This is a genomic window from Chitinophaga sp. sic0106 (assembly GCF_019219075.1).
Classification (GTDB): Bacteria; Bacteroidota; Bacteroidia; order Chitinophagales; family Chitinophagaceae; genus Chitinophaga.
Genome location: NZ_JAHUWJ010000026.1, coordinates 14,131 through 40,368 on the forward strand (window position 1 = coordinate 14,131; position 26,238 = coordinate 40,368).

A 26,238-nucleotide genomic window follows, 5' to 3' on the forward strand; every position below is an offset into this window, starting at 1 on the left:
CTATGAATCCTAAGAAAGCTAGCTGGCTGAACTTTTTCGTATGTATTGCAGCCTCCGTGGTAATTATAGGCGCACTTTTTAAAATCCAACACTGGAAAGGTGCTGACATCGCACTGATCGTTGGTCTGAGCGTAGAAGCCCTGATCTTCTTTGTTTATGCATTCGTTCCAGACACCAGTGGTGGTCATGCGGAAGGCGGTGCTGTAGTTGTTGCTGGCAGCCCTGCTGTTGCCGGTCTCGACAAAATGCTCCAGGAAGCAGACATCACGCCTGCTAACCTGCAACGCCTGAGCGAAAACTTCCAGAAACTGGGTACAACTGTTGACAAAATGAGAGACATCAGCGACGTAGTAGCTGCCACCGGCGACTACACTGCTAAAACCCGTGAAGCTGCCGCTGCTATCGGTAACGTAGCAACTGCATACACACAGGCTGCATCTGCGGTTTCTTCCTTCAACAGTGCTTCTGAATCAACTAAAGATTTCCATGTTCAGATGCAGGGTATGACCAAAAACCTGGCCTCCCTCAATGCTATCTACGAACTGGAAATGCAGGATACTAACAACCACCTCAAAGCAATGAACAAATTCTACAGCAACCTGCAGAATACTTCAGCTGCTATGAGCAACAGCATCGAAGATGCTAAGAAAGCCCAGGAACAAATCACACTGCTTGCTAAAAACCTCAGCAACCTCAATACCGTTTACGGTAACATGCTGAGCGCTATGCACGGAGCGAGATAAGGAAATGCTATTAGTTTCGAATCAACATCATTCTTAAATTCTGAAAACAAACTATGGCACTACCTAAAGATCCCCGGCAGAAGATGATCAACATCATGTACCTGGTCTTGACGGCCATGCTGGCGTTGAACGTGTCTGCTGAAATATTGAACGCATTTACTATCGTTAATAACTCAATCAATACTTCCAACGGTTCCATCACTGAGAAAAACGACGTCGTTTATGCTCAGTTCGCGAAACAAATGGAAGCTGATGCTGCTAAAGCCGGTCCTTTCAAAGAGAAAGCAGACAAGGTAAAGGCTGCGTCCAAAGAAGCCTTTGACTATGTAGAAGGCCTGAAAAAAACGATCATCACGGAAGCTGGTGGTTTAGACGAACATGGTGACATTAAAGGTATGAGCGACCAGGATGCTCCTACCCGTGTAATGGAAAACTTCAAGAAAGGTCCTGAACTGGAAGCTAAACTGAAAGCGCTTCGCAATCAATTCCTCTCCTACGTTTCTGCTACCGACAAACCAGGTTTCGAAAAATCCCTGCCACTCAAAATTGAAGTGGGTAAATCCAATGGCCATGATACTGAAACTAAAAAAACATGGACCACCTACCACTTCAACATGGTACCTACTATTGCAGCAGTTACCATCCTGAGCAAATTCCAGAACGATATCAAAAACTCTGAAGCCGCTATCATTGATAACCTGTTCAAACAGATCAGTGAAAAAGACTTCAAATTCGACAAAATCAGACCTTTCATTTCCCTGAACTCCAAAAATCTGATGGACGGACAGGAAGTGGTAGCAAATATCGCAGTAGGTGCCTACAGCTCTACCGTGAATCCTTCTATCACGGTGAATGGTCAAACCATCGAAGCGCATGACGGTCTCGGTACCTTCAGAGCAACTGCCAGCGGCATCGGTGAAAAAACCATCTCTGGTACAGTAACACTGCAAGCTCCTAATGGCGGCGAACCACAATCCTTCCCTTTTACCGAAACTTATAATGTAGGTGCTTCCAGCACTTCCATCTCTGCAGATAAAATGAACGTACTGTACATCGGTGTACAGAACCCGATTTCTATCTCTGCCGCCGGTGTACCAGCCGAAAGTGTTTCTGCCTCCCTTTCAGGTAGCGGTAGCATCACTAAAAAATCAGCAGGTACTTATGTAGTGAGCGTTTCTTCTCCAGGTAAAGCTGTTATCAACGTAGTTGCTAACATCGACGGTAAAACCCGCTCCCTGGGGCAGAAAGAATTCCGCGTAAAACGCGTGCCAGATCCAACCCTCCAGGTAGGAACCTATAAAGGTGGTAGCGTTAAAGCAGCTGAATTCAGAATCCAGCAAGGTGTTCGCGCTGTACTGGAAGATTTCGAATTCGAAGGTGTTAAATACGATGTAGTTGGTTTCCGTGTAGGTATCGAATCAAGAGGTAAAGAATACCAGGAAGGTGATGCATCATCTCCTTACTTCCCTGCAAACCTTACCGCTTCTATCCGTTCACTGCGACCAGGTGATATCGTTCACATCGATAACGTAAAAGTAAAAGGACCGGACGGCGTTGTTCGTACCATGCCTTCTACCATGTATAAATTAAACTAACGGATTTATTAATTGCTGAAATATGCGAGCAGTAATCTTTAACAGAATTGGTTGGTGCACAATGTTGCTGGTAATGCTGGCAACAGCAGCTGAAGCGCAGCGCCGTGGTGGTACAACCCGCCGCAGAACTGCAACACAGGCTGCCGCCCCTCAACAAGATCCCAACGCACCGGTGGTGAATCCGGCAACTGGTAACGCCGTTGCTACTCCCCCTCCCCCTCCTGCAGGCGCTGCTCCAACAGCTGCCGCAGCCCCTGTGGATACTCCGCGTAAATCGCTGCGTATCGACGGTGTGGTAGAACGTAACCTCGCGAGAGAACGCGTACCTATCGTGTACGACTATATCCGCGAAGATGACCGCTTCTGGGAAAAACGCGTCTGGCAAGTGATCGACGTGAGGGAAAAAATCAATCTGCCTTTCCAATACAATGTAGAGGATGAAGCAGGTACCAATCAGCTGTTTATCAGTATTCTGCTCAACGCAATTAAAAACAAGGAAGTAGAAGCCTTCAACCCTATAGACGATCGCTTCACAACCCTGATGCCGTACGATGAGATCGAAAAGAAAATCTCCGGTGAAGAAAGACAGGTGCGTTCCATCGACCCTGTAACCGGTGAGGAAAAGCTGGTAACCACCCGCGACGACTTCGATCCCAACACTATCAAACAATACAAGATCAAAGAAGTATGGGTATTCGATAAAGAAGCCTCACAGCTCAAAGTTCGTATACTCGGTATTGCACCACTCATGTCCCGTATGAACGAAGACGGTTCGGTACGTGCCTCTATCCCACTGTTCTGGGTGTACTACCCGGATATGCGCCCTGTGCTGGCTAAATACGATGTGTATAATCAAAACAACGACGCATCTACCATCAGCTGGGAAGACCTCTTCGAAATGCGCTTCTTTGGCAGTTATGTAGTGAAGGAAAACAACACTTATAACCGCGAAATCAAAGATTACATCAAAGATGGTACAATGCGCCTCCTCGAAGGTCAGGCCATCAAAGACCGTATCTTCAACAAAGAACAGGACCTCTGGCAGTATTAATCGCTACATCTGACCTGATCATACAACAGAAAAGGCAATCAGTATACACTGATTGCCTTTTCTTTTATAGCTTTGTTGAAAATACTGTAGCAGATGGCCCCCGTTAATTCCCAGCAATTCCTGCAACAACTTAAAAATCAGGTTACCACGGCACGTGCACTCGCAACATCCCATTTCGGTGGACAACCGGATATGGCTCTCCTTCAACCACCACAGCCTAACAGCTGGAGCGCCATCCAATGCCTCGAACATCTCAACTCCTACGGCCGTTTTTATCTCCCTGCATTGGGAAAAGCCATAGAACAGGCAGTCATAAAAGGTACCAGGGCTGATCCTGCGTTTCGCAGCGGCCTCGTTGGCGGCTGGTTTACCCGGCTCATGCTGCCAGACAGCAGCGGTAACCCCAAATCAAAAATGCAGGCCCCCAAAGATCATCAGCCCATTATCCAGCTTTCTGCTGATAAAGTGCTGAAAGAATTTGTGGAACAACAGGTAGAAATGGAAAGTCTGCTCGTGGCCGCCACCCGGATTAATCTCGAAAAAGTGAAGGTACCCACCTCCCTGTCATCCTTTATTCGTATGTCCGCCGGCGATACCTTTGCCTTCCTCATTGCACATATGCAGCGCCACCTGCGCCAGGCCGAAAGAGCTATTGCGGCAGCGAAACATTCGTAGTGCCTTCTTCCGGATGGAAATAATCCCAAATAATTTTTGCCTTTGCATTGCCCACTTCCTTCACCAGGTCTTCAAGGGGCAGCTGCTTTATTTTGTTTACAGAGCGGAAGGTTTTCAGTAGCTGTGTAGCAGTATTCTGCCCAATGCCCTTAATCCCTTCCAATTCGTTCTTAAAGGTGCCTTTGGAGCGCTTATTTCTATGAAAAGTAATACCGAAGCGGTGTACCTCATCGCGGATGCGGCGGATCAGTTTCAGGCTCTCACTGTTGAAAGGCAGTTTGATGCTTTCCGAGTCACCAGGGAAAAAGATTTCTTCCTCATTCTTTGCCAGCCCCACCACCGTCATACTCCCAATGAGGTTGAGCGCCCGGATACTATCCATGGCAGCGCCCAGTTGTCCCTTACCTCCATCAATGATCACCAGTTGTGGTAATGGCTCTCCTTCCGCCAGGAGTCTGCTGTAGCGCCGATGCACTACTTCCGTCATAGAGGCAAAGTCGTTGATGCCCTGAACCGTTTTAATATTGAAATGCCGGTAATCTTTTTTGGAGGCTACTCCGTCTTTAAACACCACGCAGGCCGATACCGGATAAGCACCCTGGAAATTGGAGTTATCAAAACACTCGATATGCAATGGGAGCACCGGTAATTCCAGGTCTGCCTGCAGTTGATACAGCACCTGCTTCCTTTCCATATCACTCTTGCCTTCCAGGTGCAGGATTTTTTTGCGGTACAGCTCTTCCTTGAAGTAGTTCACATTTTTCTCCGACAGTTCCAGCAGTTTCTTTTTATCCCCGCTCTTAGGTACCGTAAGGGTTACCTCATGTTCCGGATACTCAATCGGAATGGGCACTACTATCTCCCTGTTAATACTTTTAAACACATCCCGCAGATAGGCTATGGCATATACCAGCACCTCTTCCTCGGTTTCTTCCAGTTGTTTTTCCAGTGTTACCGTTTTGGTATCCGCAATGGTGCCATTCAGGATACGCAGGTAATTGACGTAGGCATGGTTGCCTTCACTGATGATGCTGAAAACGTCCATATTACCCAGGCGGGTATTCACAATGGTGGATTTGGCCGAGTAGGCGCGCAGACTCTCAATTTTCTTGCGCATAATTTCCGCCTTTTCGAACTCCATGTTAGTGGCGAAATAGGTCATCTCCTCCTTAAAAAGATTCATCACCGGTGCCAGGTTTCCTTTCAGGATATTTTTTACCTGGGAGAGATTTTCGCGGTAGTCTGCTTCCGTTTGCAAGCCCTCGCAGGGGCCTTTACAGTTGCCCAGGTGGTATTCCAGGCATACCTTGAATTTGCCTTTTCGTATATTCTGCTCCGATAGGTTCAGGTTGCAGGTTCGCAAAGGAATATTGTATTTGATGATCTCCAGCAGCTCGCGTACACGCCCAACGGACGTGAACGGACCCAGGTACTCACTCCCATCCTTCACCACATTCCTGGTAAGAAATACCCGTGGAAAGGGCTCGTGTTTGATCACGATGTAGGGATAGGTTTTATCATCCTTGAGATTGATATTGTATTTAGGCTGGAATTGCTTGATGAGCGAGTTTTCCAGCAGAAATGCATCCTGTTCGGAGTCTACAATGGTAAACTCAATATGATGGATGTGTTCAACGAGTTTCCTCGTTTTATAGTTATCGTGATTCTTTACAAAATAGGAACTGACGCGTTTGCGGAGGCTTTTGGCCTTTCCCACGTACAATAATGTGCCCTGCTCGTCGTAGTATTTGTAAATACCTGCCTGTACCGGTATCGTGTGTGAAATGCTTTGAAATTCTGCTCCCGTCATGATTACAGCTGGTTTTTAGCGCCTGCTTTTACTGATATTTCCAATTCTTTCGGTGAAAGAAATGCAATTTTCTGATAAGTGTTAATGAGAATGGATTTACCTCGCTGGTAAATCAAATGTTGCCGGTATTCGTATACCATGTTGGATGTAAAGGACTGTACGGTAACCTGTTGAATGGTTCCATTCTTATCCAGTTCCATCGTGATTTCTTCGGGATTGGTTTGTACACCTTTTGATTTGTAGATGACAGATTTCCGGCCGGAAAACGGATCGGCCAGGCTGGTAGTATCGTATGCATCACGCAGGGAGGGTTTATTCAGATCTATGTCCAGGAAAGGCTTCAGGAGGTGTTGTACTGCATTGGAGTCCTTACTGTCAAAGGTGGACTGTGCAGATTGCCCGTTTAGCAGTACCGTTTTTTCCATGGTGCCGCCAGCCTGCACCAGCAGTTTTTCTTCTGACTTAAAATATCCGGGCAGATCTATGAATTTATCAGGTTGCCCTGTAACAGGTTTGGGAGTGATGTTGCTGCAGGCGGTAAAAGCCAGCAGAGATGCGAGTAAAAATAATGCCGGGTGGTTCCTCATACTGCAAAATTAATACTTATCAGGGGCATAAAAAATGCGCCGTAAAAACGGCGCATCGATGCATGAGCAAATCTGTCGAGAGCACTAAAAATATGAATATCAGTCATGTAGACTGCATTATAATCGGTTTGGTAGATGTTAAACGTCAGTGAATGATCAAAAGTTACAGGGCATCAGAAAAAAGGATCATTTAGTTATCTAGTACCTTGTAAAGTTGGCCAGTACCGGGGTTTTGCAATAAAGAAAGGTTGTCACAAATGTATGCGACAACCTTCAGATTATGTGAAAAAAGATAAAATATTACACCAATAAATTTCCGGTCATTTCCGGAGGAACCGGTAATCCCATGAAATGCAGAATTGTAGGGGCGATATCACCGAGTTTACCATCTTTTACCTGACCCTGGAAGTCCTTGCTGATTATGAAGAACGGTACGAGGTTTAAGGTATGTGCGGTATTAGGTGTGCCATCGGAGTTAACCATGAAATCAGCGTTACCATGATCGGCAGTAAGGAACACTACGTAATCGCTCGCGAGTGCAGCGGTCACTACGCGCTCTACGCAATGGTCAACGGTTTCTACTGCTTTTACGGCTGCTTCAAATACGCCGGTATGGCCTACCATGTCAGCATTAGCGAAATTCAGCGCGATAAAGTCGGCCGATTTGCTTTCCAGCTCTGGTACGATCATATCGGTGATTTCGTTGGCGCTCATTTCCGGTTGCAGGTCGTAGGTGGCTACTTTTGGAGAAGGCACCATCAGCCGGCGTTCGCCATCGAATTCTTTTTCACGGCCACCGGAGAAGAAGAAGGAAACGTGCGGGTATTTTTCGGTTTCGGCTATACGAATCTGTTTCAGACCGTTGTTGAATACTACTTCACCGAGGGTCATGTTCAGGTTATCATTTTCGAAGATAACGTGTACATTCTTAAAGGTTTTGTCGTATTCCGTCATGGTGGTATAGTACAGGCTGAGCGGCTTCATACCGAATTCAGGGAACTCTTTCTGGGTGAGAACTTCGGTGATTTCGCGGCAGCGGTCTGTACGGAAGTTGAAGCAAAGCACGGCATCGCCTTCCTGGATGGTGGCCAGTGGCTGACCTTCCGCATTGGTAGCGATGATAGGCTTGATAAATTCGTCGGTTACACCTTCCGCGTAAGATGCTTTTACTGCGGTAATAACATCCTGGGTAGGGGTACCGGTGCCTTTTACCAGGGCATCATAAGCGAGTTGTACACGTTCCCAGCGTTTATCGCGGTCCATGGCGTAGTAACGGCCGGTGATGGAGGCGATCTGACCAACGGAGGTTTTCAGGTGAGCGCTGAGATCTTCCAGGTAGCCTAAGCCACTTTTAGGATCGGTGTCCCTGCCGTCTGTGAAGGCGTGGATAAATACTTTCTCTACTCCGTTAGCTTTGGCAATGTCTGTCAATGCTTTCAGGTGGCTGATATGAGAGTGTACACCACCGTCGCTCACGAGGCCGATGAGGTGTAATGCTTTATGGTTGTTTTTAGCATGTGCCAGGGTGTCGAGCAGTACCTTGTTTTGTGCCAGTTCCCCATCGCGTGCAGCTACGTTGATGCGTTGGAGTTCCTGGTATACGATACGGCCGGCACCGATGTTGAGGTGACCTACTTCAGAGTTACCCATCTGTCCTTCCGGCAAACCTACATCTTCACCGCAGGTAATCAGATTGCTATGTGGGTATTTGCTATATAAACTACTAACAAATGGCGTTTTAGCGTTTGCAATGGCATCTGCAGCAGGTACTTTACCTTCGCCCCATCCATCCATGATGACGAGAATGGCTCTTTTCTTTTCCATATCCTAATTAAGGTTATTTTTAAATTTGTTCCCGAGGGGTGAAAATACTCATAATGGATTGAAATACTATCTAAATCTTTCCAGGTAGATCGTATTTTCGCGGGACAAAAAGATTCAGAAACTTTGGGCTGAAGAGGAGACACTATTTCCCGCACTGAGTGCGGAAGCAGACGCTGCAAAAATGAAAGTTTTGCATATTTTAATATTTATATAAAAAAACATATAAAAGAGATGCAATGGCTATGCCCTTCAAAGCTACCACGATGATGGGATTTTGTTGACTTACAGGGCGTTTGGCATAGTTTTCGCTTTTAATTTGAGTTAGAAAAATCACATTTTTAATTAAATAACTGACAATGAAAAAGCTTTTGATTGTGCTGGGGATATTGTTGGGAGGAGTTATTTCAGCATTTACGCTGTCGGCAAGCTCGTATGAAGTTTCAGTAGCAGGGCCTTTTGAAGATGTTGTAGGAGCTATCAAACAGGGAGATGTGAATGGCTTATCCCGTTACATGGATGCGAACGTTGAGATTAACATGACGGGAAAATCCAATTCTTACAGCAAAGCTCAGGCTGAGATTATTTTAAAAGATTTCTTTTCTAAAAACCCGGTAAAAGGGTTTGAGCTGGTGCACCAGGGAGGTGACGGTTCCCGTTTCGGTATTGGTAACCTGACCACCTCCGGAGGAACTTACCGTCTTTCCTTCTTTTTGCAGAAGAAAGGGAATACGATGGTGCTCAATGAGCTCCGTTTCGAAAATAAATAGATGTACAACACATAAATTAGTTGAAAAACCCCGGTGCCCCGCATTTAATTGCGGGGCACTTTTTATTTTTGCGCAACTTGCGGGCAAGAAGCCGCTAAAATAAACGCGTATGTTAGACCAAGCAGCGCTAAATGCCTTCATCAGAAGCGCATTAGCAGAAGATATAGGAACAGGTGATCATTCCACCCTGGCAAGCATTCCTCCGGACGCCAAAGGGAACGCCAGGCTTAAAATTAAGGAAGACGGTATCCTGGCCGGCATGGAAGTGGCAGCAGCTATTTTCAAATGGCTGGATATGTTTACGGTATTTACCCCGCTTAAAAATGACGGGGACGCCATGAAAGCAGGTGAAGTGGCTTTTGAGGTGAATGCAGCCGTACACACCCTCCTGATGGGGGAACGCCTCGTGCTCAACTGCATGCAGCGGATGAGCGGCATTGCCACCCTCACCCACCAATACACCGAAAAGCTCAAAGGCTACCATACACGTATACTCGATACCCGCAAAACGACGCCTAACTTCCGCATGCTGGAAAAAGAAGCGGTACGCATAGGTGGTGGCGTAAACCACCGCATGGGCCTGTACGATATGATCATGCTGAAGGACAATCACATTGACTTTTCCGGAGGAATCACCGCTGCGGTTACCAAAACCGTATCCTACCTGCAGGAACGCCATCTCCCCCTGAAAATAGAGGTGGAAACCCGTAACCTGGAAGATGTGAGGGAAGCGCTGGCCGTAGGGCACGTGGATCGCATTATGCTTGATAACTTTACACCTGATCAGATTGTTGAAGCTATGAAGCTGATCAATGGCCGGGTAGAAACGGAAGCCTCCGGTGGCATAAACCTGGATACCATTGAAGATTATGCAAAAACCGGGGTGGACTTCATCTCCGTTGGTGCTATTATTCACCATGCCGTGAGCCTGGATCTCAGCCTGAAAGCTATTATTTTATAAACCGCTATTTTGAAAAAGATTCTATTTATCATCAACCGCAAAGCGGGTACCGACAGGCAGAAGCACCTCGATGGTGCCATCAGCCGATACTTCCCTGCCACGGAATACAGCGTGGAAATCACTCACCTGGCCTATCTCGGCCATGGTAAAGACCTCGCCGCAGCCGCGGTGAAAAACGGCGTCCATACAGTGGTAGCTGTTGGTGGCGACGGTTCCATCAATGAAATTGCACAAGGTCTGGTAGGTACTGATGCCGCCCTCGCCATTGTTCCGCTGGGCAGTGGCAACGGTTTGGCCAGAGCCCTAAAAATTCCACTGGACGCAAATAAGGCCCTACAGCTGATTGTAGCCAACAAACAAAAAACGATGGACGTTGGCTTTGCCAACGAACACCTTTTCCTCAGCAATGCCGGCGTAGGTTTCGACGCCCTGGTGGCGGAGGAATTTCGTCATACCACCAAACGGGGTCTGTATGGCTACGCTAAACTGGTGATACAACGTTTTAACAGCTACCGGCCGGAAGCCTATACCATCAATATCGATGGCAAAGAGCTGGAAGAAAAAGCATTTCTGCTCACGGTGGCCAACGGCAACCAGTTCGGATACGAATTCAAACTGGCGCCACGCGCCAGCGTTTTCGACGGCATGCTGGATGTCTGCATCATGCCACCGGTTAAATTCCTGGAGCTGCTCCCGATAAGTTTACACTCTCTGAAGGGAAATATTGATAAAACACGTTATCTTAAACATTATACAGGAAAAACTATTACCATCACCGGCAACAGCTTGCAGTTCCTGCAGGTGGACGGTGACGCGGTTCCTTTCACCGGCAATGAAGTTACATTGCGGATACAGGAAAAAGCGATCAGGGTGGTCGTAAATTCATAACTTTTAAAATGTTGGGAAGATGTCTAAAAAGAAAGCAAACAACAGTGGTATAGTATACTCAACAGATCCTAACTTTTCTTTGGAGCCTGAGCCGCAGGAAGAACAGGAAACCCTGGCCCCTGCTAATCAAATGCTCAAAGTGAAACTGGATACAAAGCAACGTGCCGGCAAAGTAGTAACGATTGTAGATGGATTTGCAGGGAAAGAAGAAGACCTGGAAAAACTTGGAAAAGAACTGAAAACCAAGTGTGGTACCGGTGGTAGTGTTAAAGACGGAATTATCCTGATACAGGGAGATTACAGAGAAAAAATTTTAAAATGGCTGCAGGACTGGGGCTATAAGAAAACTAAATAAACAGAAGGGGCTGATAAATATCAGCCCCTTTTTCGTATTTGCTTTTTTAACTAAACCTTATCTGTTTACCAGTTTCATGCCGCCTTCCGTGTAACGGGTGCCGGCAACCTGGTTGTTTTTCAGGATTTCGTCAATGGATGCCAGATCCTGTGCATCTAACTTTACATCTACAGCGGCAGCGTTCTCTTGCAGGTACTTTCTGCGTTTGGTGCCTGGGATAGGGATGATGTCATCACCTTGTGCCAGCAGCCAAGCCAGCGAGAGCTGTCCTGCTGTGATGCCTTTGTTTTTTGCGAAAGCGCTCAGCGCTTCTGCTGTTTGCAGGTTCTGTTCGAAGTTGCCATCCTGAAAGCGAGGCAGGTTTCTCCTGAAATCGCCGGCATCCAGCTGGCTCGTGTTGGTAAGAGTGCCCGTACTCATACCGCGGCCGAGCGGGCTGTATGCTACCAGGGAAACGCCCAGTTCTCTGGCAGTGTTCAGGATGTCGCCTTCTATATCTCTGCTAAAAAGAGAGTATTCTGATTGCAATGCCGCGATAGGATGTACGGAGCACGCTTTCCGGAGCGAAGCGGCACTCGCTTCAGACAATCCGAGGTAGCGCACTTTCCCTTCCTGTACCAGTTCTGCCATGGCGCCCACCATGTCTTCTACCGGCACCTGATCATCAATGCGGTGAGCATAATATAAGTCGATTACATCTGTGCCAAGTCTTTTTAAACTGGCTTCACAGGCTTGTTTCAGGTATTTTGGAGAGCCGTCGAAGGAGTAAGAATTATCATCATTGAAACGGAAACCAAATTTGGTGGCTAGAAAAACATCGTCCCGTTTAGTAGCGAGGATGTTAGAAAGCAATTTTTCGTTGGCGCCCTGGCCGTACATATCGGCGGTGTCCCAGAAGTTAACGCCTAGTTCCAGCGCGAGTGATAAAGTGGCGAGTGATTCCTGCTCACCGGCGGCAATGTCCTGTGGATTGCCGTAAGCGAATGACATTCCCATGCAACCCAGTCCGATAGCCGATACGGAGGCTTCTGTTTTTCCTAATTTTCTGTACTGCATAATCTTGAGGTTTTATGCAGGCAAAGATAGGAGCAGGTACCATGAACCGGATTGTAAACTTCAAAGGAATAATTGTGAATTTCAAAGGTTACTGTTGGCGATATGCGTGGGGGGCCTGTTGACTGTGGTTTCTGAAGAAGTGCGTAAAGTTGCCTGGATCTTCAAAGCCAAGGCACCAGGCTATTTCAGCGATTTGCCAGTCGGTATGCATGAGTAATAATTTAGCTTCCAGCAGTACCCGTTGCCGGATATGCTCGCTGATGGTGCGGCCGGTAGTATGTTTTACGCAGGCGTTGAGATGATTAGGGTGTGTGTTTAATGCAGCGGCAAATTCTTTAGCTGTTTTAATCCCAATTTGTTGGTGAGGATGCTCTATCGGAAACTGTTTTTCCAGTTTATCGGTAAAGCGATAGGCCAGCTGTTGCGCTGCGGAATGCACGATAGTAGGCTTGGTGGTATCCATGGCTATTCTTCTGCCTTCCAGTAACAGTAGTTTTATATAGATGAGGATGGCCTCCTGTTTAAAAGCGGCATTTTCCTGGAACTCTCTCGTCAGTTGACGGAAGATGGAACAAAGGTAACTGGCCTGGTCTTCGTTAATAGGGAAAATAGCCTGGCTGCCTGGCTGGAGCAGTGGATAAGTCAGCAACTCATGCGGCTGTTTATGAAATAATTCTTCTGTGAAAAGGCAGTAGTAACCGTCCTGTTCTTTTGTTGTTTCCACCCAGGTTTTAACGGTATGCGGGTTGATGAAGATAATAGTGGGGCCTTTTACTTCATGCGCAACGCCATCCATGGTGTAGATTCCTTCTCCTCGGGTGACCAGTGATATTTTGTAGTAGTCGCGCCGGGATGCGCCTATCTCTTTTTTTACCGGATGTTCATTTCGGGAATACGCTGCAAAGGTGCCATTGGCAGGTACTTTGGGTTGTATATCGAAGTGTTGGTAAAGAAAGAGGTCGTCCTGCATTTCCGTCATTTTTGAAGTCCGGATTTCGTTGGAGCGGGTTATTCTTTTTAAAGACATACTCAAAAATACGCCAACTATTTGTTAAAAAAACAACGAAGGCATAGGAAGGTGAAAAAATAAAGAATGGCTGAAAGTATTGATTTTACTGGTAGTTTCATAAAAATGCAACTTTATTGCATTTTTATTTTTGATAATATTCAAAAGAATTCACAATTTGTTAACGCCTTTATCAACCAAAATCTTGTTATTGATAGAACAAGATAACTCATTCAACCAAATACAAAAAGGACGCTGTTCAGCGTCCTTTTCCATTTAAATTTTTTTATTTCAGGAGAGAATAAATTCTATTTCACCGAAAGTGAATTCGTGGCGGGCGTTATCAATCTCCATCACCAATATCCCGGTTTCCAATACATCTTTTATGATACCGGTAAAGGCTACTCCATCCTTGCGGTAGCTGGCTGGTATGTTGAGCCGGAAAAGGCGGCTTTTATATTCTTCCATGATGGCGGTGTAATTACCGGTTTCCAGTTGCCGGACGCGTTTATCCAGGCAGGCGCATAGTTCCTGTGCAAAGGCTGGGCCTTCCCATGTTTTGCCGGTAATTTGTCGCAGGGAAACGGCATGGCGTAGTTCTTCCGGGAATTTTGCCTGGTTGAGGTTCACGCCTATCCCGATGATGGCATACTGCCAGATAGTGCCACGAATGACGTTTTCTATGAGAATGCCAACTGCCTTTCTGTCACGCCAGTAAATATCATTTGGCCATTTGATCGCGGTTTCGTCGCCGGCGTAAGTACTGAAGAGGTCATATGTAGCGAGGGCGGCAACGGCGCTCAGCAAAAACTGCCGGGAAAGTGGCAAGGCAGCAGGTTGCAGGGCTACGGATAAAGCGCTAACGTCTCCGGGTTCCGATAGCCATTTTTTACCCCTGGTTCCTTTGCCCGCAGTCTGGTACCCTGTAAACCAGGCTGTACCGGATGTCACATCGCCGGAATTGACCTGTGCCATGGCATAGTTATTGGTGCTGTCTGTTTTTTCCAGGATATAAAACGGGTGTCCTATCACTTGAATCCTTTTAAGTCTGTACAAAGGCCGGCAAAGTAGTTCATTTTATTGTTTTCTTAACATAATAGGAGGCCTTGAGCGTATTTTTCTCAGGCTGATATTAAGGCTTGTTTAGTAACTTTGACAATTAAAGATTATTTTTAACAAAAACGTGATTTATTGGCACCCTTAACCGTTCTGAGCACGAGGAAAAAAGCGCAGACGCGCTTAACCAGAGAAAGTGAAATTTTTACCACCATCATCAAGGCCATACAGGAAAAGAAGGGGGAAAATATCGTTTCCCTGGATCTGCGCCAGATTCCTGAAGCTGTGGCCGATTTCTTTATCATATGTGAAGGAAACTCCAATACACAGGTTCGGGCAATAGCCGACTTCGTGGCTGACGAAGTAGAAAAGAAGCTGGAGGAAGCGCCGTATAAACATGAAGGCTTTACCGCCCAGCAATGGATATTGGTTGACTATGTGAATGTGGTGGTGCATGTTTTTCAGCCGGAAACAAGAGCTTTCTATAATCTGGAAGAAATGTGGAGCGACGCCGAAAGGATGGAGCACAATGACTAAACAAAATCAGTCGATTTCGTATTAATATAATTATAATTCTGATAGCAATAAACATCCGTTAAGGAGCGAAAGATTATGGAAAAAGGAGGCAATAACTTCAACAGAGGGTCAGACAAATCGCCTAAGAAAGGACCTAAGTTTACGATATACTGGGTATATGCCTTCATTGGTATAGCCCTGCTTGCCATGAACTTACTCGATTTCGGCTCTCATCCAAAAGAAATCAGCTTCCAGGAGTTCCAGGTTAACTACCTGAAACCTGGTGACGTAGAACAGCTGGTTGTCGTAAATAAGAAGTATGTAGAAGTCTACATAAAGAAAGACAAACTTAAAGATCCTCAATTCAAAGACGTTAACAAGAGCCGTTTGGGGGGTGATAACCCTGGCCCTCATTACCGTTTTACCATTGGTAGCGAAGAGAGTTTCAAGAAAGATATGGATAAAGCCCAGGAGGGTGTAGCACCTGAAAACCAGGTTAAAATCAAATACGATGAGCGAACCAGTTGGTTCGAGCCAGTATTCCAGCTCCTGTTGCCAATCCTGTTGATCATCGGTTTGTGGGTATTGCTGATGCGTAAAGTTGGCGGCCCAGGTGGCGGCGGCAGCGGCGGTCCCGGTGGTATCTTCAATATCGGTAAATCCAAAGCTACCCTGTTCGACAAGGGTACCCGCGTAAACATCACCTTTAACGATGTTGCCGGTTTGGACGAAGCCAAAGTAGAAGTAATGGAAATTGTGGATTTCCTGAAAAATCCTAAAAAATATACTGCACTGGGTGGTAAAATCCCTAAAGGTGCGTTGCTGGTAGGCCCTCCGGGTACGGGTAAAACGCTCCTGGCAAAAGCTATGGCCGGTGAAGCACAGGTGCCTTTCTTCTCTATGTCCGGTTCCGACTTCGTTGAACTGTTCGTAGGGGTAGGTGCCAGCCGTGTACGTGACCTGTTTAAACAGGCCCGCGAAAAAGCACCTTGTATCATCTTCATCGATGAAATTGATGCGATCGGTCGTGCAAGAGGTAAAAACGTAATGATGAGCAATGATGAGCGTGAAAACACCCTCAACCAACTGCTCGTAGAAATGGATGGTTTCGGCACCGACAGCGGTATCATCATTCTGGCTGCTACCAACCGCCCGGATGTACTGGACAGCGCTTTACTGCGCCCAGGCCGTTTCGACCGCCAGATTTCCATCGATAAGCCAGACCTGGCCGGAAGAGAACAAATCTTCCAGGTGCATTTGAAGCCTATCAAAACATCTCCGAACCTCGACATCAAGAAACTGGCCTCCATGACGCCTGGCTTCGCCGGTGCCGATATCGCCAACGTATGTAACGAAGCCGCCCTCATCGCTGCCCGTAAAGGGAAAACTGAGGTGGAAATGGACGACTTCAACGATGCCATTGACCGTGTAATCGGTGGTTTGGAAAAGAAAAACAAAATCATCTCTCCGGAAGAAAAAGAAGTAATCGCCTACCACGAAGCAGGCCACGCCATCTGCGGATGGTACCTGGAACATGCTAACCCACTGGTAAAAGTGACTATCGTACCACGTGGAGTTGCTGCACTCGGTTACGCCCAATATCTCCCGAAAGAACAATATCTCTACAATACCGAACAACTGATGGACGATATCTGCATGACCCTCGGCGGCCGCGCAGTAGAAGAAATCGTTTTTGGTAAAATCTCCACCGGCGCACAAAATGACCTGCAGGTAATCACCCGCATGGCCTATGCTATGGTGACCGTTTACGGTATGAACGATAAAGTAGGTAATGTATCCTTCTACGATCCTAACAACGATCAGGCGTTTACAAAACCTTACTCCGAAGAAACCGCTAAACTCATCGATGAAGAAGTAAGAAAACTCATCGACAGCGCTTACGTCAGAACTAAAAGCCTGCTTACAGAAAGACTGGAACAGGTGAAAATTCTCGCTACCGAACTGCTGAAAAGCGAAGTGCTTTACCAGGCCGACCTGGAAAGACTGATCGGTAAACGTCCGTACGACATCAGCAAAGAACACCATGCAAGCAAAGAAGGATTCACGACAGACGGTGTTCACCCATCGGATATCATCAATCCATCACCATCACCTGCAAATGCGTAATTAGTCATATGAAGGTTTCTCCTGCCAAGGAAAATATTCTGAAGCGAGTACGAAATGCTTTAAGCCAGTCAGTACAGTTGCCCTTCCCTAACTCGGAGGGCAACACTGCTGTGTTTAAAACCGAGAGCGAAGGAATGGAAATCAGATTCGCTGAAGAGTTTACCCGTCTCCAGGGTAAATTTGTTTTCTGCGCAGGTAAAACTGAACTGATCGAAAATTTACGCGCACTCTGCGATAACAAGGAATGGCACAATGTGCACTGCCAGACTCCTGCCCTGCTCAAACACCTGCATACCGACGAGCTGCCCTGCCTCAACCAGGGCAACATGCACGATGCAGATGCCGCTATTACTGACGTAGAGTACCTGGTAGCACGCACGGGAACAGTAGTGCTCAGCGCGGCCCAGCCAAGCGGCAGAGCCCTGCCGGTATACACCCCCGTGCATATCATGATTGCCTACACACACCAGCTGGTATTTGACCTGAAAGATGCCCTGCATAAGCTCAAGGACAAATACGGCAACGACCTGCCTTCTGCCATTTCCTTTGCAACAGGGCCCAGCAGAACCGCAGATATTGAGAAAACATTGGTAGTAGGTATTCACGGACCCAAAGAAGTATACGTATTTTTAGTAGACGAATAGCATGGAGATCAATTTGCCCGCAGGCAGAAAAGTTTATTTCGCCTCAGATTTTCACCTGGGAGTGCCTGATGCCAACACCAGCAGAGCGCGTGAAAAACTCATCATTAAATGGCTGGAAGAAGCTGAAAAAGACGCCGGACACATCTTCCTCGTTGGCGATATCTTCGATTTCTGGTTTGAATACAAACACGTAGTTCCTAAAGGATATATCCGTATTCTCGGCAAACTGGCCGCCCTTCGCGATAAGGGTATCGGTATTTCCGTTTTTATCGGTAACCACGACATGTGGATGAACGGCTATTTTGAAGAAGAGCTGGATATCCCCGTGTACTATGAACCGCAGACTTATACCATTGCCGGCAAACGCTTCTATATTGGCCATGGCGACGGCCTGGGCCCCGGAGATCATGGCTATAAATTCCTCAAGAAAGTATTCCGCAACCCCGTATGCAGATGGCTGTTCTCCGCCTTACATCCCGCCATCGGGATTGGTATGGCCAATTACTTCAGCCGTAAAAGCAGAGCCGCTGTAGGCCAGGATTTAGAAAAATTCCTGGGCGAAGAAAACGAGTGGCTCGCCATTTACAGCAAAGAAGTGCTGCAAAAAGAACATTTCGATTACTTCATCTTCGGGCACCGGCACCTGCCCCTGGATATTAAAGTGGGTGAAAACAGCCGATATATCAATCTGGGCGACTGGCTCAACTACACCTCCTTTGCCGTTTTTGACGGTCAGCAAACGACGCTGCAGTATTATACTGCCGCTGGTGAAAAAGCTGCCATATCAGGCGTCAAGGATATCGTGTAGAATAGGTGGCGACTGCATCTCCACAAAATCCGGTAAGTGTAGCCTGAAAAATTCCAGGTAAGCATACAGTAACTTCCTTCTTCTTTCTTTGTTCATCACAATGCTTGCCAGTTCTTCCGTAGCTGTGCATTGGGAAAGTGCGTCTGTATACTGGCTGGACTCCGGTTCCAGGTGGTGGATATGATGCGGTGGAAGGTCCGTATAGTGACCCTCCTGGAGGTCGAGATAAGGGGTGTATTCAGAATAGCGGCCATTTATCCGGAAGCCCAGGTACTCCCCTACTTTAAGGGTAAAAAACAGGGGCATATTGGCCACCACAGGCAACTCCGATTTGTCGAGGACCTCAAAGGCGTTTTCTACGAAGTAATATAATTCCAGGTGCTGCTCCGGTTGTTTCAGGGTTTTCTGCAACAGCTCAATCATATATAACGCTACCGTGTTTTTAACGATGTTGAAGTGTAGCGAACTGAAGATATAGGCCAGCTTGAATTCGGCTATGCGCTGCAGGTTTTTTATCTCCTGATGATATACTACCAGCTCCAGGATATTACCTGGCTGTAACAGGTTGCCACGGGCAGCTTTAGGCTTGCTGGACCGAACCCCGTTGACGATATAGGACTGCATTCCGAACAATTCTGTAAAAATGCTTACAATCATGCTCGTGTCGCCATATTTGACGGTTCTTAGTACTATCCCTCTTGTCTTGTGTAACATATAATCAGCCTGCAATTTAGCTAAAAGCGGCGGTTAACAGCCAATAGCTATTTTAATTACCTTTACGCCCTTACTAAATTGAAAAATCCACATGTGGCAACGCTTAGCCAGCTTTGTGCTCAAATTTCGCTTCACATTATTACTGTTATTACTGGTTACAACGGGCGTGATGGCCTGGTTTGCCAGTAAAGTACAAATGTCCTATGATTATGTGGCTACCATTCCGCATGATAACCCCAGGTATCTTGAATTTCAGCAGTTTAAGAAAAAGTTTGGAGAAGATGGGAACATGATGGTGCTGGGTGTACAAACAGAAAAGTTCTTTCAGAAAGAATTTTTCCATGATTACATTCAGCTCAACAAGGATATCAAAAGTATCCATGCGGTGGAAAACATCCTGAGTGTTCCTGCTGCTATCAACCTGGTGAAGAATGACAGCACCAGAAAACTGGAAGCAGGGCTTTTGTTTAAAGGTGATTTATCGGGGCAGCAGGAAATTGATAGTCTTGCCAATGTTTTTAACACCTTATTGTTTTATAAAGGGTTGTTATATAATCCGGAAAGCCATGCTTACCTGATGGCTATTTATGTAAACAAAGATGTGTTTAATTCACCGAAGCGCACGGCTGTAGTGGATTCTATTTATAAAATTACCAAGGCATTTGAGGAGAAGCAAAAGACAGAAGTGCGATTGAGCGGGCTTCCCCTGATTCGTACAGTCATGGCCGTTAAGGTGGCTGATGAACTGAAATTATTTTTGAAGATATCATTCCTGCTGACGGGCTTGATTCTCTTCCTGTTTTTCAGATCGTTTGGGGCGGTATTGATGTCGATGGTGGTGGTAGCGATCGGAGTAATCTGGTCGGTGGCAACCATTGTATTGCTGGGGTATAAGATTACGTTACTGACGGGTTTGATTCCTTCTTTAATTGTGGTAATCGGGATTCCTAACTGTGTGTATTTTATCAGTAAGTATCATACGGAATATGCGAAGCATAATAATAAAACACGGGCGCTGGTGCGTATGATACAACGGATGGGGATTGTTACCTTGTTTACCAACATCACTGCTGCTATTGGTTTTGGCGTGTTTTGTTTTACCAACAGTGCCATTCTGAAAGAGTTTGGTGTGGTAGCTGGTGTGAACATCATGCTGATATTCATGATTTCGTTTGTGTTTTTGCCGAGTGTGCTGAGTTATTTGCCGCCGCCGAAAACGAAGCATATCTCTTATCGTGAAAATGGTTTATTTAGCAAGGTGCTGAACCTGCTGGAAACGTTGGTGTTTAAATACAGGAAAGCAGTGTACGGCGTAAGTGCTGTGCTGGTGGTGTTATCGATTGTGGGCATGACGCGTTTGCAGTCGGTTGGTTATATGTTAGATGATATTCCGCATACAGATAAGTTGTACACGGACTTAAAGTTTTTCGAGAAAAATTTTAAGGGTGTGATGCCGTTGGAAATAGCGGTGGACACGAAGCGCAAGAATGGCGTGGTGAATTTGCAGACGCTGGGTAAGTTGGATGAGCTGACAAAGCTGATAGCGGCGCAGCCGGATTTTGCGCGGCCATTGTCGGTGGTGGAAGGTATTAAGTTTGCGAAGCAGGCGTATTATAATGGCGACAGCAGCAACTATGCGGTGCCTAATCAGTTTGATCTTGGTTTTCTGGCGCCATATCTGCGGATGAAGGCACCGTCTGGTGCCGGCGCGAACACTACATTTTCGAAGCTGGTGAATTCATTTATGGATAGTACGAAGCAGGTGGCGAGGGTGAGTGTGAATATGGCTGATGTAGGTTCGAGGCGTTTGCCGGAGTTGTTGGATTCGTTGCGTCCCAAAGTGAATGAAATATTTGACAGCAGTAAGTATCAGGTGACGTTTACAGGTACCAGTGTGATTTTCCAGGAGGGCACGCGGTTTATCATCAGTGGGTTAACGGAGAGCATAGTGTTGGCGTTTGTGTTGATCATGGTGTGTATGTTGTATTTGTTCAGATCGTGGCGCATGGTGATTATTTCATTGATACCGAATTTAATTCCGCTGGTAGTAACGGCTGGTGTGATGGGCTGGGTAGGTGTACCCTTAAAGCCTTCTACCGTATTGGTGTTTAGTGTGGCGTTGGGTATTGCGATTGATGTAACGATCAGGTTTTTGGTGAATTTCAAGCAGGAGTTACCGCATCATGATTTAAACATCAGTGCTACGGTGAAGCAGACGATTCATGAAACCGGGTTGAGTATTATTTATACTTCGTTGATCTTGTTTGCTGGCTTTATGATATTCAGTTTTTCAGAGTTTGGTGGTACGAAGGCGCTGGGATGGTTAACATCACTAACCTTAATTGTAGCGATGATTACTAACCTCACTATTCTGCCGGCATTGTTGTTGTGGATGGAGAAGGCGTTGCTGAAGCAGGCGAAGAAGAAGGCGTTGTGGAAACCATTGGATGCAGAGGAGGATATAGCGATTGATCAGCTGGGTGTGGGCGATAAGGACTAGAAAAGCCGGGGCGTATAACTCATTAAGTGAATGCAATGATTACCGTTGGTAGTCATTGCATTTTTCGTTTTTGGGGATGTTTTTCTACAGGCAATGCTAAACTTTTAGCTAAAGCGGACAAAAAAAGTGCTTAAACTAATCTAGTAAAAAACGTTTATCCGATTTAATGACCGTTTATCATAAAACTGTATATATCCACATAAAAAAATGTGAGGTTTATAATGCCATTCTAACCACTAGTTCATGAAAAACAAATACTTAAAGGGCGCTCACTTGAGTGAGCGGAAATTTAAGGAGATCTTACGGCTGTTTGCCGATGATCTTACCGCCACGCAGATAGCGAATATCAGTGGTGTAAGCAGGGTAACGATCAACAGTTACCTGAAGAAGTTAAGAAACCAGATTGCACGTTATTGTGAAATGTTGCATCCTGTTTCTATCCCTGTTGCTGCAATGTACGACCGGGAGGATTCCCGTTTGGACCAGGACGATGATACCCTGGTAGCAGTGCAGTCCGATGTGGACAAGGCTGTAAGGCCTGTAATCTTCGGTATAGTTAAGATTGCCGACCGGTTACACACCGAATTACTGCCGGATGTGAGCCGTTCCATGATTCATTCCGCCACGCGAGGCAGGTCTGTATTGGAGAAGATTAACACAACGGAGCGTTTGCGCAATTATTCCGGGGTGGTTGATCTGGGGCAGTATCGCCTTTACAGATTAAGCAGCAAGCCTGCTGATGCATCTGGTACGCCACAGATGGATGAGGTAGATGCTTTCTGGGGCCTGACCAAGCATCGTTTAGCCAAGTTCAAGGGGCTGAACAGAAATACTGCTTATTTACATTTAAAGGAATGTGAGTTCAGATTTAATTACCGTGGAGATGATTTGTTCACGGTTTTATTAGAGATGCTGAAATCATATCCACTCACTTTATCCTGATTTTTTCACCTAATGGCATTGACCCGGTCGAGCGTTTCGGCCGGGTTTTTTTGTTAAGATGAGATAGTTAATTGTTTAACAGTTGTCAATTCTTCTATTTTTTATGTTAACTTTTTTCCGCATATTTTTCATGTAGATTCATAAGTAGCTATTTATCAATATGAAAATATTAAGTTGATTATATTTATATGTTAATAAAAAGTTAAAGCCATGTTATCGGGTTGTTATTTGCAAGTTGCAACCTTTAAATTTTTGTTAATAAAGTCTATATTTACAGTCTGATTGGAAAATTATTAAGGAAACTGCTTGTGAGAAAAAGGATAACTACTTCTTTGTGTGATTTATTGAAATAATCACAACAAAGAAGTAATATTCTTGGTAATTGTCAACTTTTGTGAACTCGACCATGCCATAGAAACCTGTGCATTCTCCACAACATTTATTTTAGAAGAAACCGAACCTGCTATTTAACCAGGTGCTGTATCATTTGGCTCTTTTTAGGGCCTGAGCGTAGCTTTTTATTTTAGAAAGATAGATAACAACAACGGAAACAAAACATGCTTATGAGGAAAGTATTAGTTCTCCTCCTGGCCGTGTTGTCCCTTGCCGGAAATGTATTCGCACAGGGTCGCACAGTTACGGGGAAAGTTACTGATGCTCGGGACGGCTCTCCTATCCCGGGTGTAACCATTCAAATCAAGGGTACCAACAAGGGTACTACTTCTTCTGTGGATGGTTCTTACAAAATTGCAGTGGATGAAAATGCTGTACTGGTGTTCTCTTTCGTGGGATATGCACACCAGGAGCAATCTGCTGCCAAAGAAGTGCTGAATGTGAAACTTGGTACGGACGACAAACAACTGAGTGAGGTCGTAGTTACCGGTTACACTGTGGTGGACCGTAAGAAAATGGTAAGCTCCATTTCTGAGGTAGGTTCCAAGCAACTGGAAAACGTGCCTATGCCGGACGTAAACCAGCTGCTGCAGGGTCGTGCACCAGGTGTAGTGTCTGCTTCAGGATCTGGTCAGCCAGGTGCTAAGCAAAGCATCAGCATCCGTGGTATCGGTTCCCTGAGTGCCAGCTCTGACCCAATCTATGTGATTGATGGTATCATCATCAACAACGGACAGGTGAACGAGGTAACCCAGACGCAGTCTACCGACGTAATGGCTAACATCAATCCAAACGACATCGAAAGCATCAACGTGCTTAAAGATGCGTCTGCGCTGGCACTGTATGGTGCGCGTGGTGGTAATGGTGTTATCGTCATCACAACCAAAAAAGGTAAAGCAGGTAGTTCCAAAGTAGGTTTCAAAGCACAGTATGGTTACAACATGCCTAGCTTTGGTAACTGGGATCAAATGAATGCACAACAGGCGTTTGATTACAAACGTGATGTGTATCGTTTAAACGGTTACTCTGAAGAAGATATCAACAAAGCTGTTCCGGATTCATTGCTGAAATATGCAACTGACTGGAGAGATCTGGCTTTCCAGAACGGGAAGACACAGAACTATGAAATCAATTCCAGCGGCGGTAATGATAAAACACAATATTACATCTCCGGTGGTTACTTCAGCCAGGATGGTGCGATGATCAATTCCGGTATGAAACGTTACTCTGTTGTGTCTAACGTACAGAACAAAGTTAGCGACAGACTGGATGTAGGTCTGAACCTGAATCTCTCTTATGCTGATCTGAACAACGCAGGTGCGGGTAACCGTTATAGCAGTCCGCTGCTCGGTAGCTTCGCTAACAGCCCGCTGTTGCCAGCATACAAGCCTGATGGTAGTCTGTACACCGGTCTGGAAGATCTGTGGCAGAACACTTCCAACACAGGCGATAACTTCCTGTATTCTTCCGCGCTGAATACCAACCGCCTGGAAAACATTCGTGTACTGGGTAAAATGTACCTGAACTACAAGATCACGGACTGGCTGAAATTTGGTCAGAATGTATCTATAGATTATATCAGTGCTCAGCAGAAATCCTTCCAGGACCCTACTACAGGCGATGGATACAATGCTGCTGATCCTAACCAGAGTGGAGATATCTACCAGTATCAGCGTAACGTAAGAACAATTACTTCTCAGACCTCTCTGAGTGGTAAATTCCAGGTTGGCCAGAAACACCTGTTCGATTATCTGGCTTTAATGGAGTATGCTCCTACCCACGATAACTCATTCAGTGCAGAAGGTGTTGGTTTCGCCAGCCCTAAAACTCCTGTGCTGGACGCAGCTGCTGTTCCATTGGGTGTTGGTGGTGTGCAGAGCGATAGCCGCTTCCTGTCTTACCTCGGTCAGGTAAACTATACTTACAACGGTAAGTACTACTTTACAGGATCTATCAGAAGAGATGGTAGCAGCCGTTTTGCTCCTGGTAACAGATGGGCTAACTTCTACTCCCTCGGTGGTTCATGGCGTGTGATCGATGAGAACTTCATGAAAAACCAGCATATCTTCTCTGATGCCAAGCTGCGTGTGAGCCATGGTACATCCGGTATTGCCGGTGGTATCTCTGACTACGGTTGGATGGCTATCTACAAGTATAACATCGCTTACAATGGTTCTCCTGCTTCTAACCCAAGCCAGCCTGGTAACGCCAGCCTGACATGGGAAAGAAGTGCATCTACCAACGTAGGTCTGGATATGGGCTTCCTGAATAACAGACTGACTGCTTCCGTAGACCTGTATTACAGAAAATCTACTGACCTGCTGCAGAACAGACCGCTGCCTCCTTCTTCCGGTTATCCTGACAGACTGGAGAACATTGGATCTATGTCTAACAAAGGTATTGAGGCGGCTATCACCTCCCGTAACATTGAGAACAAAAACTTCCAATGGTCTACAGACGTGACTTTTGCTGCCAACAAAAACGAAATCCTCTCCATGTACCAAAACCAGGATATCATCAATCCTACCAACGCTGACGGTACTGCATATACCGGTACTATTCACCGTGTAGGTTTACCGGCTTATACCTGGTATCTGAGAGAGTGGGCTGGTGTAGACCAGGCAAATGGTGATCCGCTGTGGTACAAAGCTGATGGTTCAACTACCAACAACATCAACGAAGCTAACTACCGCACTTTTGGTTCTACTATGCCTAAGTTCACACTTGGTTTCAATAACACCTTCAACTACAAAAATTTCACACTGTCTGCATTCATCTATGCTTCACAGGGTAATCAGGTAATGAACGGTACTGCCAGATATGGTGATGCCGATGGTGGTCGCCTGAACTGGAACTACAATGTGTCTGCCGGTGAAAACTACTGGACAACTCCAGGTCAGAATGCTACCAGACCTAAGCCAATTCCTGGCGGTAACAGGAACTCTACTTCTTTGTCTACCCGCTACCTGGAGGATGGTTCTTACATCCGTCTGCGTAACGTAGTGCTGGGTTACAACCTGCCTAAAACCTGGTTGAATGCAGCTAAGATCCAGAATGTTCGCTTGTATGTACAGGCACAGAACCTGCTGACCCTCACTGGTTATTCCGGTGTGGATCCTGAGATCGACAATACTGGTTATGAGTTCTTCAAATACCCGGTTAACAAAACTGTAAGTTTTGGTGTGGATATCACTTTGTAAAATTTAATGAAGTAACAATT

Annotated in this window: 22 protein-coding genes; 15 read left to right on the forward strand and 7 right to left on the reverse strand. The window is 46.0% G+C overall.

What is annotated here, in order from left to right; translation table 11 throughout:
• The first annotated feature begins 2 nt into the window (after positions 1-2).
• From gldL to KW844_RS26365, 4 genes are all read left to right on the forward strand, one after another.
• Complete coding sequence (gldL, locus tag KW844_RS26350; protein WP_255578641.1) at positions 3-743, forward strand: gliding motility protein GldL; 741 nt, start codon at positions 3-5, stop codon at positions 741-743.
• 53 nt (positions 744-796) lie between these two features.
• Positions 797-2,338 carry a gliding motility protein GldM gene (gene gldM, locus KW844_RS26355; RefSeq protein ID WP_218379761.1) on the forward strand — a complete coding sequence of 514 codons (1,542 nt, stop codon included), beginning with the start codon at positions 797-799 and terminating at the stop codon, positions 2,336-2,338.
• A 22-nt stretch (positions 2,339-2,360) separates the two neighbouring features.
• Positions 2,361-3,389, forward strand: coding sequence for a gliding motility protein GldN (gene gldN / locus KW844_RS26360; protein ID WP_218379762.1), 1,029 nt, complete (start codon positions 2,361-2,363; stop codon positions 3,387-3,389).
• 93 nt (positions 3,390-3,482) lie between these two features.
• The gene (locus KW844_RS26365; protein ID WP_218379763.1) at positions 3,483-4,064 is read left to right on the forward strand and encodes a DinB family protein; all 582 of its coding nucleotides are present in this window, start codon (positions 3,483-3,485) and stop codon (positions 4,062-4,064) included.
• Here the strand turns inward: KW844_RS26365 and uvrC are convergent.
• From uvrC to gpmI, 3 genes are all read right to left on the reverse strand, one after another.
• Complete coding sequence (gene uvrC / locus KW844_RS26370) at positions 4,039-5,874, reverse strand: excinuclease ABC subunit UvrC (RefSeq protein ID WP_218379764.1); 1,836 nt, start codon at positions 5,872-5,874, stop codon at positions 4,039-4,041. The two genes, KW844_RS26365 and uvrC, sit on opposite strands and share 26 nt — an antisense overlap.
• Before the next feature lie 2 nt (positions 5,875-5,876).
• Positions 5,877-6,461, reverse strand: a complete 585-nt coding sequence (locus KW844_RS26375; RefSeq protein WP_218379765.1) for a hypothetical protein — start codon at positions 6,459-6,461, stop codon at positions 5,877-5,879.
• Positions 6,462-6,761: 300 nt separating this feature from the next.
• Positions 6,762-8,285 carry a 2,3-bisphosphoglycerate-independent phosphoglycerate mutase gene (gene gpmI / locus KW844_RS26380; protein WP_218379766.1) on the reverse strand — a complete coding sequence of 508 codons (1,524 nt, stop codon included), beginning with the start codon at positions 8,283-8,285 and terminating at the stop codon, positions 6,762-6,764.
• 356 nt (positions 8,286-8,641) lie between these two features.
• On the opposite strand from gpmI, the gene KW844_RS26385 reads away from it, so the two are divergent.
• The 4 genes from KW844_RS26385 to KW844_RS26400 all read left to right on the forward strand — a co-directional run bounded on the left by KW844_RS26385 (position 8,642) and on the right by KW844_RS26400 (position 11,256).
• The gene (locus KW844_RS26385) at positions 8,642-9,052 is read left to right on the forward strand and encodes a DUF4783 domain-containing protein (RefSeq protein ID WP_218379767.1); all 411 of its coding nucleotides are present in this window, start codon (positions 8,642-8,644) and stop codon (positions 9,050-9,052) included.
• A gap of 109 nt (positions 9,053-9,161) precedes the next feature.
• Entirely contained in the window at positions 9,162-10,013 is an 852-nt protein-coding gene (gene nadC / locus KW844_RS26390; protein WP_218379768.1) for a carboxylating nicotinate-nucleotide diphosphorylase, read from the forward strand.
• Positions 10,014-10,022: 9 nt separating this feature from the next.
• Positions 10,023-10,901 carry a diacylglycerol kinase family protein gene (locus KW844_RS26395; protein ID WP_218379769.1) on the forward strand — a complete coding sequence of 293 codons (879 nt, stop codon included), beginning with the start codon at positions 10,023-10,025 and terminating at the stop codon, positions 10,899-10,901.
• A gap of 19 nt (positions 10,902-10,920) precedes the next feature.
• A complete protein-coding gene (locus KW844_RS26400; RefSeq protein ID WP_218379770.1) occupies positions 10,921-11,256 on the forward strand; it encodes a translation initiation factor in 336 nt (111 codons plus the stop codon).
• A gap of 57 nt (positions 11,257-11,313) precedes the next feature.
• Here KW844_RS26400 and KW844_RS26405 read toward each other — a convergent pair whose 3' ends face one another.
• From KW844_RS26405 to KW844_RS26415, 3 genes are all read right to left on the reverse strand, one after another.
• A complete protein-coding gene (locus KW844_RS26405; protein ID WP_218379771.1) occupies positions 11,314-12,312 on the reverse strand; it encodes an aldo/keto reductase in 999 nt (332 codons plus the stop codon).
• Between the two features lie 88 nt (positions 12,313-12,400).
• Positions 12,401-13,339 (reverse strand): AraC family transcriptional regulator, encoded by a 939-nt coding sequence (locus KW844_RS26410; RefSeq protein WP_218379772.1) that lies wholly within the window; start codon positions 13,337-13,339, stop codon positions 12,401-12,403.
• Positions 13,340-13,609: 270 nt separating this feature from the next.
• Positions 13,610-14,350 (reverse strand): biotin--[acetyl-CoA-carboxylase] ligase, encoded by a 741-nt coding sequence (locus tag KW844_RS26415; RefSeq protein WP_218379773.1) that lies wholly within the window; start codon positions 14,348-14,350, stop codon positions 13,610-13,612.
• Between the two features lie 159 nt (positions 14,351-14,509).
• Between KW844_RS26415 and rsfS the strand changes: the two genes are divergently transcribed.
• The 4 genes from rsfS to KW844_RS26435 all read left to right on the forward strand — a co-directional run bounded on the left by rsfS (position 14,510) and on the right by KW844_RS26435 (position 18,469).
• Positions 14,510-14,911 (forward strand): ribosome silencing factor, encoded by a 402-nt coding sequence (gene rsfS, locus KW844_RS26420; RefSeq protein ID WP_218379774.1) that lies wholly within the window; start codon positions 14,510-14,512, stop codon positions 14,909-14,911.
• A 75-nt stretch (positions 14,912-14,986) separates the two neighbouring features.
• Positions 14,987-17,017: an ATP-dependent zinc metalloprotease FtsH gene (gene ftsH / locus KW844_RS26425; protein WP_218379775.1), complete on the forward strand. Its 2,031-nt coding sequence runs from the start codon at positions 14,987-14,989 to the stop codon at positions 17,015-17,017.
• 134 nt (positions 17,018-17,151) lie between these two features.
• The gene (locus tag KW844_RS26430; protein WP_255578642.1) at positions 17,152-17,661 is read left to right on the forward strand and encodes a lactate utilization protein; all 510 of its coding nucleotides are present in this window, start codon (positions 17,152-17,154) and stop codon (positions 17,659-17,661) included.
• A 1-nt stretch (position 17,662) separates the two neighbouring features.
• A complete protein-coding gene (locus KW844_RS26435; RefSeq protein ID WP_218379777.1) occupies positions 17,663-18,469 on the forward strand; it encodes a UDP-2,3-diacylglucosamine diphosphatase in 807 nt (268 codons plus the stop codon).
• Here the strand turns inward: KW844_RS26435 and recO are convergent.
• Positions 18,446-19,183 (reverse strand): DNA repair protein RecO, encoded by a 738-nt coding sequence (recO, locus tag KW844_RS26440; protein ID WP_218379778.1) that lies wholly within the window; start codon positions 19,181-19,183, stop codon positions 18,446-18,448. The two genes, KW844_RS26435 and recO, sit on opposite strands and share 24 nt — an antisense overlap.
• A gap of 91 nt (positions 19,184-19,274) precedes the next feature.
• On the opposite strand from recO, the gene KW844_RS26445 reads away from it, so the two are divergent.
• The 3 genes from KW844_RS26445 (at position 19,275) to KW844_RS26455 (ending at position 26,218) form a co-directional block, all read left to right on the forward strand.
• Positions 19,275-21,683: an RND family transporter gene (locus tag KW844_RS26445; protein WP_218379779.1), complete on the forward strand. Its 2,409-nt coding sequence runs from the start codon at positions 19,275-19,277 to the stop codon at positions 21,681-21,683.
• 243 nt (positions 21,684-21,926) lie between these two features.
• Positions 21,927-22,625, forward strand: coding sequence for a hypothetical protein (locus tag KW844_RS26450; protein ID WP_218379780.1), 699 nt, complete (start codon positions 21,927-21,929; stop codon positions 22,623-22,625).
• 563 nt (positions 22,626-23,188) lie between these two features.
• Positions 23,189-26,218, forward strand: coding sequence for a TonB-dependent receptor (locus tag KW844_RS26455; RefSeq protein ID WP_218379781.1), 3,030 nt, complete (start codon positions 23,189-23,191; stop codon positions 26,216-26,218).
• Positions 26,219-26,238 lie beyond the last annotated feature (20 nt).

Excerpts from the sequence above, each read along its gene's own strand:
- gldL (WP_255578641.1), top strand. The coding sequence starts at position 3 with ATGAATCCTAAGAAAGCTAGCTGGCTGAACTTTTTCGTATGTATTGCA.
- gldM (WP_218379761.1), top strand. The coding sequence starts at position 797 with ATGGCACTACCTAAAGATCCCCGGCAGAAGATGATCAACATCATGTAC.
- gldN (WP_218379762.1), top strand. The coding sequence starts at position 2,361 with ATGCGAGCAGTAATCTTTAACAGAATTGGTTGGTGCACAATGTTGCTG.
- KW844_RS26365 (WP_218379763.1), top strand. The coding sequence starts at position 3,483 with ATGGCCCCCGTTAATTCCCAGCAATTCCTGCAACAACTTAAAAATCAG.
- uvrC (WP_218379764.1), bottom strand. The coding sequence starts at position 5,874 with ATGACGGGAGCAGAATTTCAAAGCATTTCACACACGATACCGGTACAG.
- KW844_RS26375 (WP_218379765.1), bottom strand. The coding sequence starts at position 6,461 with ATGAGGAACCACCCGGCATTATTTTTACTCGCATCTCTGCTGGCTTTT.
- gpmI (WP_218379766.1), bottom strand. The coding sequence starts at position 8,285 with ATGGAAAAGAAAAGAGCCATTCTCGTCATCATGGATGGATGGGGCGAA.
- KW844_RS26385 (WP_218379767.1), top strand. The coding sequence starts at position 8,642 with ATGAAAAAGCTTTTGATTGTGCTGGGGATATTGTTGGGAGGAGTTATT.
- nadC (WP_218379768.1), top strand. The coding sequence starts at position 9,162 with ATGTTAGACCAAGCAGCGCTAAATGCCTTCATCAGAAGCGCATTAGCA.
- KW844_RS26400 (WP_218379770.1), top strand. The coding sequence starts at position 10,921 with ATGTCTAAAAAGAAAGCAAACAACAGTGGTATAGTATACTCAACAGAT.
- KW844_RS26405 (WP_218379771.1), bottom strand. The coding sequence starts at position 12,312 with ATGCAGTACAGAAAATTAGGAAAAACAGAAGCCTCCGTATCGGCTATC.
- KW844_RS26410 (WP_218379772.1), bottom strand. The coding sequence starts at position 13,339 with ATGTCTTTAAAAAGAATAACCCGCTCCAACGAAATCCGGACTTCAAAA.
- ftsH (WP_218379775.1), top strand. The coding sequence starts at position 14,987 with ATGGAAAAAGGAGGCAATAACTTCAACAGAGGGTCAGACAAATCGCCT.
- KW844_RS26430 (WP_255578642.1), top strand. The coding sequence starts at position 17,152 with ATGGAAATCAGATTCGCTGAAGAGTTTACCCGTCTCCAGGGTAAATTT.
- KW844_RS26435 (WP_218379777.1), top strand. The coding sequence starts at position 17,663 with ATGGAGATCAATTTGCCCGCAGGCAGAAAAGTTTATTTCGCCTCAGAT.
- recO (WP_218379778.1), bottom strand. The coding sequence starts at position 19,183 with ATGTTACACAAGACAAGAGGGATAGTACTAAGAACCGTCAAATATGGC.
- KW844_RS26445 (WP_218379779.1), top strand. The coding sequence starts at position 19,275 with ATGTGGCAACGCTTAGCCAGCTTTGTGCTCAAATTTCGCTTCACATTA.
- KW844_RS26450 (WP_218379780.1), top strand. The coding sequence starts at position 21,927 with ATGAAAAACAAATACTTAAAGGGCGCTCACTTGAGTGAGCGGAAATTT.
- KW844_RS26455 (WP_218379781.1), top strand. The coding sequence starts at position 23,189 with ATGAGGAAAGTATTAGTTCTCCTCCTGGCCGTGTTGTCCCTTGCCGGA.